Source organism: Streptomyces sp. WAC04114, assembly GCF_019733245.1.
Lineage (GTDB): Bacteria > Actinomycetota > Actinomycetes > Streptomycetales > Streptomycetaceae > Streptomyces > Streptomyces massasporeus_A.
Genome location: NZ_JAIGQA010000100.1, coordinates 21,809 through 29,419, shown reverse-complemented (window position 1 = coordinate 29,419; position 7,611 = coordinate 21,809). Strand labels below are relative to the sequence as shown.

Here is a 7,611-nt window from a genome sequence, read left to right as displayed (position 1 = left end):
GCACCGGCGCCGGAGCCGGCTGCGCCTGTGCCGCTCGCCGTGCTCGCTCTGCTTGCGGTGCCTGTTCCGCTTGCCTTGCCTGTTCCGCTCGCCGTGCTCGCTCTGCCGGCCGTGCCTGTCGCACCCGTCGTGCCAGTGGAGGCTCCCTCCATGCCACCGGTGCCGCTTCCGCCCGCCCCCCGCGCGGCCGCGCTCCCCGTGCCGCTTCCACCTCGCGCCCGCTCCAGCAACCGCCCCGCCGCCGTCGTCGCCGGAGTGAGGACGTCCGGGGAACGCAGCCGGATCAGGAGCGCCAGGCACTGGGCCGTCGCGCCCCACGGAAGCGTGCACAGGGCCGTCGCGCCGGGAACCGCGCGGACCGACGGGGCGTCGTCCGGGTCGGCCGAGGGCCAGGGGGCGAGGCACATCAGGGCGTGGAGGCCGTCGGCGCGGGGGCCGAGGGCGGTACGGAGCTCGGCGACGGCCATGTCGCTCTGCCAGCCGCGCTCGGCGGTGAGGACCGCCCTCAGTTCGCGGCTGAGGTCGGCGCCGTGCTGCGCTTCGTCCGCGAGCAGGGCGCCGATGCGGGCCGTGACCCCCATGGCGGCGGTGAGCTGGCGTTCGCTCGGGCCGGGCTCGTCGTCCAGGAGCCAGACGTAGCCGTGCACCACGCCCCGGTGACGGACGGGGAGACAGATCCGGCCCCGGTAGACCCCGGCCTCCGGTGTCGGGGGGATGCGGACCGGTCCCGTCGCCCGGGTGATGCCGAAGCCCTCGAACCACGCCCGCACCGCCGCCGTCGAGCGGCGGGTGAGGATCGAGCGGGTGCGCACCGGGTCCAGGGCCGACGGATCGAGGTCGCCCTCACTGTCGTAGGCGCCGAAGGCGATCAGCTCGAAGTCCCGGTTCTCCAGGGTCGCGGGCGCGCCGAGCAGCTCCGAGATCTCGTCGACCAGCTCCTCGTAGTCACCCCTGTGTTCCGACGTCACCCGGGCATTGTCGCGCACTTCGCGGAGCCCTTCATACATCTGTCTGAGATCTGCCGCACGGATGCGTGACAGCTGTCGATGGCCCACGATCGGAGGGATCCTTAGGTTTCACGGTGGTTCTCCGTGCCGTACCCGACGCGCCATCCGCGAGGGGTCCGGCCTTCACGTTGCTTGTGCTCTGGAGGTGCCCCGTGCTGGGTCCCGTGATTCTCGCCGCGTCCCGCAGCGACCGGATGCGACGCCTGATCTCGGCGGCACCGGTGACCAAGCAGGTCGTCGACCGCTTCATCCCGGGCGAGGACGTCGACGACATCGTCCCCGTCGTCCGGGAGCTCGCCGGTCACGGCCTCGAACTGACGATGGACGTCGTCGGCGAGGACATCACCAGCCCCGCGCAGGCCGCCGCCGCCCGGGACGCCTACCTGGAGCTCGTCGACCGCCTCAAGCCGCTGGAGCTCGGCACCCGCGCCGAGATGTCGGTGAAGCTGTCGATGTTCGGTCAGGCGCTGGAGGGCGGCCACGAGCTGGCCCTGAGCAACGTCCGCCCGGTCGTCGAGGCCGCCGCCGAGATCGGCACCACGGTCACGCTCGACGCCGAGGACCACACCACCCTCGACTCGATGTTCGCCATCCACGAGGAGCTGCGGAAGGACTTCCCGCAGACCGGCTGTGTCATCCAGGCCTACCTGTTCCGCACCGAGGCGGACGCCCGCCGCCTCGCGGGGAGCGGCAGCCGGGTCCGTCTGGTCAAGGGCGCGTACAAGGAGCCCGCCTCGGTCGCGTACCAGGACAAACACGAGATCGACCGGGCATACGTCCGTATTCTGCGGACGTTGATGCAAGGGGAGGGGTACCCGATGATCGGGTCCCACGACCCGCGCCTGATCGCGATCGGCCAGGAGCTCGCCCACCAGGCCGGGCGCAAGCTCGACGAGTACGAGTTCCAGATGCTGTACGGCATCCGCACCGACGAGCACCTGCGGCTGGCCGCCGAGGGCCACCGGATGCGCGTGTACACCGCGTACGGCACCGACTGGTACGGCTACTTCATGCGCCGTCTCGCGGAGAAGCCGGCCAACCTGCGCTTCTTCGCCCGTTCGATGCTCACCAAGGGCTGACAGCCCTTCGAGGGCCGAGACCGAATCACCGCTCAGTAAGGAGTTACGGAAAACATGGACGCTGTGACCCAGGTCCCCACCCCCGTCAACGAGCCGGTGCACGGCTACGCCCCCGGCTCGCCCGAGCGGGCCCGCCTGGAGGCCAAGCTGAAGGAGCTGGCCGACAACCCCGTCGACCTGCCCTGCACCATCGGCGGCGAGAAGCGGATGGGCGGCGGCGAGGCCTTCCAGGTCGTCCAGCCGCACAACCACAAGGCCGTGCTCGGCACCTACCGCAACGCCACGCAGGCGGACGCCCAGGACGCCATCGACGCGGCCCTGGCCGCCGCGCCCGCCTGGCGTGCGATGTCCTTCGACGACCGCGCGGCGATCATCCTGCGCGCCGCCGAGCTGCTGTCCGGCCCCTGGCGCGAGACGCTCGCCGCCTCCACCATGCTCGGCCAGTCCAAGACCGCCCAGCAGGCCGAGATCGACACGCCCTGCGAGCTGATCGACTTCTGGCGGTTCAACGTCTCCTACGCCCGCAAGCTGCTCGCCGAGCAGCCCCCGGCGAACTCGCCCGGCGTGTGGAACCGTCTGGACCACCGCCCGCTGGAGGGCTTCGTCTACGCGATCACGCCCTTCAACTTCACCGCCATCGCGGGCAACCTCCCGACGGCCCCCGCCCTGATGGGCAACGTCGTCGTCTGGAAGCCGTCCCCGACGCAGACCCACGCCGCCGTACTGCTGATGCAGCTGCTGGAGGAGGCCGGTCTGCCCAAGGGCGTCATCAACCTCGTCACCGGTGACGGCATCGAGGTCTCCAAGGTCGCCCTGGAGCACCGCGACCTCGCCGGCATCCACTTCACCGGCTCGACCCCCACCTTCCAGTACCTGTGGAAGACGGTCGGCAACAACATCGAGAAGTACCGCACCTACCCGCGTCTCGTCGGCGAGACCGGCGGCAAGGACTTCCTCGTCGCCCACCCGTCGGCCGACCCGGCGATCCTGAAGACGGCGTTCACCCGCGGCGCCTTCGAGTTCCAGGGCCAGAAGTGCAGCGCCACCTCCCGGGCGTACATCCCCGCCTCGATCTGGAACTCCGGTTTCAAGGAGGAGCTGGCCGCCGAGGTCGACGGCATCAAGATGGGTGATGTCACCGACCTGTCGAACTTCATCGGCGCCGTCATCGACGAGCGTGCCTTCGCCAAGAACAAGGCCGCCATCGACCGCGCCAAGGAGGACCCCACCTGCACGATCGTCGCGGGCGGCACCTACGACGACTCCGAGGGCTGGTTCGTCCGCCCGACCGTCATCGAGTGCACCGACCCGGAGAACGAGGTCTTCCGCACCGAGTACTTCGGCCCGATCATCGCCGTGCACGTCTACGAGGACGACAAGTACGACGAGATGCTGACCCAGATGGAGTCCGTCTCCGACTACGCCCTGACCGGCTCGGTCATCGCGAACGACCGCGCGGCGGCGGCCTACACGGCCGACAAGCTCCGCTACGCGGCCGGCAACTTCTACATCAACGACAAGTCGACCGGTGCCGTCGTCGGCCAGCAGCCCTTCGGCGGCGGCCGCGCCTCCGGCACCAACGACAAGGCCGGCGCCCCGCAGAACCTGATGCGCTGGACCCTGACCCGCGCCATCAAGGAGACGCTGGTCCCGCCGACCGACTACACGTACCCGCACATGGGCTGACACCCCCCGGTCGAACCGACGGGCCAGGTCGAAAAGACCTGGCCCGTCGGCATGTCCGGCGGAAAGACTGGGCCGATGAGCATCCGAACGCGCACCACCCACACCGCCGATCTGACCCCCGCCGAACTCGACGCCGTACGCGGCCTGCTGGACGCCGCGTTCGAAGGGGACTTCGGTGACGAGGACTGGGACCACGGTCTCGGCGGCATGCATGCCCTCGTGCACGACGACTCCGGGCTCGCCGCGCACGGGGCGGTCGTGATGCGGCGGGTGCGGCACGACGGGCGGTGGCTGCGGGCCGGGTACGTCGAGAACGTCGCCGTGCGCGCCGACGCCCGCCGTGGCGGCCTCGGCGGGCGGGTCATGGCGGAGCTGGAGCGTGTCGTCGACCGCGCCTACGACCTCGGCGCCCTGTCCGCGAGCGACGACGGGGCCCTGCTCTACACCGCCCGAGGCTGGAAGCCCTGGACCGGTCGGGTACACGCCCTCAGCCCGCGGGACGGCATCGTCCGGCTGCCGGAGGAGGAGGGCAGCACCTACGTCCGCACCGCCCTGGCCGGCTCCCTCGACCCCGCGCACGAGCTGGTCTTCGACTGGCGCGACGGTGACGTGCTCTAGAAATCACCGCAGGTCAGCGCGGTGTGATCCGGTCCGCCGTCTCAGATAGTAGGAAGTCCGAGTAATTGTGGAGACAGACGCTCCGTGCTCCCTTAGCTTTGTAGGAGCCGAACGTCTCGCTCGATCAAGCGAATGGCGGTCGTGAGCCGGGCCCCGTGCAGGCAACCCCTGCGGCACCGCTCCCCGCCCCTTCCGGCGTCTCGTAACCCTCCCTGTGCACTCCGTGCTGTCGAAGGAGTCGATTCCCCATGGCCGAGACGACCGTCCGCCGCCGAGTCCGTCACGTCTCCCGTACGACCGAGTCCGATCGGAAGAACGCCGCCGCCGCGCTCCAGCGCGCCCTCGACCGCAGGGACAACGGTGGATCCAGCGGTCATTGAGCCGCGCACCGCACCAGGACCGGGAGCCGCCCGACGAGGCGCGGCTCGGGGTCTCACGCCCCGCGCCGCACCTCGAAGTGGTCGATCCGTTCACCGCTCGACGCCAGTGCCGACACCTTCAGCTTCGGCCTGGCGCCGCTCACCGCCTCCACCGAGAGGAACGAGAAACCGCGGTAGCGCACCCGTGACCACAGCGCCGACTCCGCCTTCATGTCCCGGGACTTGGTCCACCGGAACGTGGTGACCGGCTCGTGCTCGGCGGTGTTCCCCTCGTAGCTCTCCTTCACGCCGTCCGGGAAGCCGTACAGCTCCTTGCCGCCCCCGCCCGCGGTGACGTACACGATCCCGTCCCGCCGCGGATCCGTCGTCCCCCCGACCGGCACCGGCCGGCCCAGCTCGCCGCCCCGGATGGCGTCCGTCCGCTCGTAGACGTGGTTGTGCCCGTTGATCACCAGGTCCACCTCGTGCCGGGTGAACAGCGGCAGCCACTCGGCGCGCACCCCGCCGTCCGAGGCGTGCGTGGACGTCGAGTACGCGCAGTGGTGGAAGAAGACGACGATGAAGTCGACGTCCTTCGAGGACCGCAGTTCGCCGAGCTTGGAGTCCAGCCACTTCGTCTGCCGCCCCTCCGTGTAGCCGAAGTTGGCGGGGATCTCGTACGACACGTCGTTCGCGTCCAGCGCGACCACGCCCACGTTGCCGTACGTGAAGGCGTACACGCCCGGTGCCGTACGCGCGTCGAAGCCGCTGTCCGGCAGGGAGAACCGGGCGAGCTGGCCGCCGTAGCCGTCGGGTGAGTACCAGGCCTCCATGTCGTGGTTGCCGGTCGTCACCATCCACGGCACCGACCGGGCCACCGGCTCGGTCTGCTTCAGGAACCGGTCCCACTGGCTCGCGTCGAAGACGTCCGACTCCTTGCCCTTGCCGGTCGGATCGGCGTAGCAGATGTCGCCGGCGTGCAGATGGAAGGCGGGCTTTCGGCGCAGCAGCGTACGGTCGTTGAGGGCCGCCTCGTCGCCGACGCCCTGGTCGCCGAACGCGGTGAACACGAAACGCTCGGGCGCTCTGGCCGGTGCCGTGCGGAAGGACGTGACGGTCGACCGGTGCCGCGGGGAGGCCGGGTCGAAGCCCTCGTGGCCGACGCCGTAGTAGTACGTCGTGTCCGGACGCAGGCCGTCCAACGCGGCGTGCAGGTAGTACTGCTCGACCGCCGGCCGGATGCCCTTCAGCCCCGGGGTGTGCAGGTCGCGCAGCTCCGCCTCGATCTTGCGGCCGAGGTCGTCGGGGCGCAGGCCCACCCGGACGTACGGCTTCTTCACCGCGAGCGGCACCTGCCAGGAGATCCGCATCTGGGTCTTCGGGTCGGCGCCGAAGGCGAGATGGCGGCCGAAGGGGGTCACGAGGGAGCCGGGCGCCTTCGACGTGCTCGGCGACGGGCTGCCGGTCGCCGTGGCGCCGGCCTGCCCGGGGCGGGAGGCGGAACCGGAGCAGCCGGTCAGCAGCCCGCTCGCCACCGCGCCCGCCGTCACCAGCGTGCGCCGCCGCGACAGCCGGGTCCGCAGGTACTCGTGCTGCTCCGCCATGCTCATCCGGGCGGCGAGCTCGGGCGGGATGCCGAAGTGGGGGATCTCCATGTCCAGTGAATGTCCCAGCAGAGGCCAACCGCCGCACCACATACGGGTGAACGGCACCCGACGGACGCGTACCGTCCCCCGGTCGGGTGCGTCCCGCCTGTCCGCATCACGGACAGTGTGTGTCATCCCATGGGACGAGGAGTAGGGTGCCCGCATGTCTCGCAGCCTCAATCTCGCAGTGATTCCCGGTGACGGCATCGGCCAGGAGGTCGTGGCCGAAGGCCTGAAGGTCCTCTCCGCCGTCCTTCCGCAGGATGTGAAGCTGGAGACCGAGGAGTACGACTTCGGCGCCCGGCGCTACCACGCCACCGGTGAGACCCTCACCGACGCCGACCTCGACGCCCTGAAGCGGCACGACGCCATCCTGCTCGGCGCGATCGGTGACCCGTCCGTGCCGTCCGGCGTCCTGGAGCGCGGCTTCCTGCTCAAGCTCCGCTTCGCCTTCGACCACCACGTCAACCTGCGTCCGTCGAAGCTCCTCCCGGGTGTCGCCACCCCGCTCGCCGGTGAGCCGCAGATCGACTTCGTCGTGGTCCGCGAGGGCACCGAGGGCCCGTACACCGGCAACGGCGGCACGATCCGCAAGGGCACCGAGCACGAGGTCGCCACCGAGGTCTCCGTGAACACGGCCTTCGGTGTGGAGCGCGTGGTGCGCGACGCCTTCGCCCGGGCCCAGGCCCGGCCCCGCAAGAAGCTCGCGCTGATCCACAAGAACAACGTGCTGACCTTCGCCGGTCACCTGTGGACCAACATCTTCAACAAGGTGGCCGAGGAGTTCCCCGAGGTCACCACCGAGTACATGCACGTGGACGCGGCGACGATCTACCTCGTCACGCAGCCCGAGCGCTTCGACGTGATCGTCACCGACAACCTCTTCGGCGACATCGTCACCGACCTCGCCGCGGCCGTCTCCGGCGGCATCGGCGTCGCCGCGAGCGGGAACATCAACCCCTCCGGCGACTTCCCCTCGATGTTCGAGCCCGTGCACGGCTCGGCCCCGGACATCGCAGGTCAGGGCAAGGCCGACCCGACCGCCACCGTGCTGTCCGTCGCGCTGCTCCTGCGCCACCTCGGCTACGAGGCCGAGGCCGCCCGCATCGACGAGGCGGTCGCGGCCGACCTCGGCGAGCGCACCGGCAAGCCCGCCCGCTCCACCTCGGAGATCGGCGACGCGCTCGCCGTACGCGTAGCCGGCTGACCCGCCGCT

Annotated in this window: 7 protein-coding genes; 5 read left to right on the top strand and 2 right to left on the bottom strand. The window is 70.5% G+C overall.

The features are described 5' to 3' along the window. A partial coding sequence (locus K4G64_RS23890; RefSeq protein WP_260460878.1) for a PucR family transcriptional regulator occupies positions 1 to 1,007 on the bottom strand: 1,007 nt, incomplete at its 3' end. A 152-nt stretch (positions 1,008 to 1,159) separates the two neighbouring features. On the opposite strand from K4G64_RS23890, the gene K4G64_RS23885 reads away from it, so the two are divergent. The 4 genes from K4G64_RS23885 to K4G64_RS40430 all read left to right on the top strand — a co-directional run bounded on the left by K4G64_RS23885 (position 1,160) and on the right by K4G64_RS40430 (position 4,770). Next, positions 1,160 to 2,086 (top strand): proline dehydrogenase family protein, encoded by a 927-nt coding sequence (locus K4G64_RS23885; RefSeq protein WP_221758066.1) that lies wholly within the window; start codon positions 1,160 to 1,162, stop codon positions 2,084 to 2,086. A 54-nt stretch (positions 2,087 to 2,140) separates the two neighbouring features. After that, entirely contained in the window at positions 2,141 to 3,772 is a 1,632-nt protein-coding gene (gene pruA / locus K4G64_RS23880; protein ID WP_221758065.1) for an L-glutamate gamma-semialdehyde dehydrogenase, read from the top strand. A gap of 75 nt (positions 3,773 to 3,847) precedes the next feature. Further along, on the top strand, positions 3,848 to 4,390 hold the full coding sequence (locus K4G64_RS23875; protein ID WP_221758064.1) for a GNAT family N-acetyltransferase: 543 nt from the start codon (positions 3,848 to 3,850) through the stop codon (positions 4,388 to 4,390). A gap of 248 nt (positions 4,391 to 4,638) precedes the next feature. After that, on the top strand, positions 4,639 to 4,770 hold the full coding sequence (locus K4G64_RS40430) for a hypothetical protein (protein ID WP_104781486.1): 132 nt from the start codon (positions 4,639 to 4,641) through the stop codon (positions 4,768 to 4,770). A 53-nt stretch (positions 4,771 to 4,823) separates the two neighbouring features. On the opposite strand, the gene K4G64_RS23870 is transcribed toward K4G64_RS40430, so the two are convergent. After that, a complete protein-coding gene (locus K4G64_RS23870) occupies positions 4,824 to 6,404 on the bottom strand; it encodes a metallophosphoesterase family protein (RefSeq protein WP_221758063.1) in 1,581 nt (526 codons plus the stop codon). Positions 6,405 to 6,558: 154 nt separating this feature from the next. On the opposite strand from K4G64_RS23870, the gene K4G64_RS23865 reads away from it, so the two are divergent. Continuing rightward, on the top strand, positions 6,559 to 7,602 hold the full coding sequence (locus tag K4G64_RS23865; protein WP_221758062.1) for a 3-isopropylmalate dehydrogenase: 1,044 nt from the start codon (positions 6,559 to 6,561) through the stop codon (positions 7,600 to 7,602). The last annotated feature ends 9 nt before the right edge of the window (positions 7,603 to 7,611 follow it).

Coding starts and splice junctions, on each gene's coding strand:
- K4G64_RS23870 (WP_221758063.1), bottom strand. CDS start 6,404: ATGGAGATCCCCCACTTCGGCATCCCGCCCGAGCTCGCCGCCCGGATG.
- pruA (WP_221758065.1), top strand. CDS start 2,141: ATGGACGCTGTGACCCAGGTCCCCACCCCCGTCAACGAGCCGGTGCAC.
- K4G64_RS23875 (WP_221758064.1), top strand. CDS start 3,848: ATGAGCATCCGAACGCGCACCACCCACACCGCCGATCTGACCCCCGCC.
- K4G64_RS40430 (WP_104781486.1), top strand. CDS start 4,639: ATGGCCGAGACGACCGTCCGCCGCCGAGTCCGTCACGTCTCCCGTACG.
- K4G64_RS23865 (WP_221758062.1), top strand. CDS start 6,559: ATGTCTCGCAGCCTCAATCTCGCAGTGATTCCCGGTGACGGCATCGGC.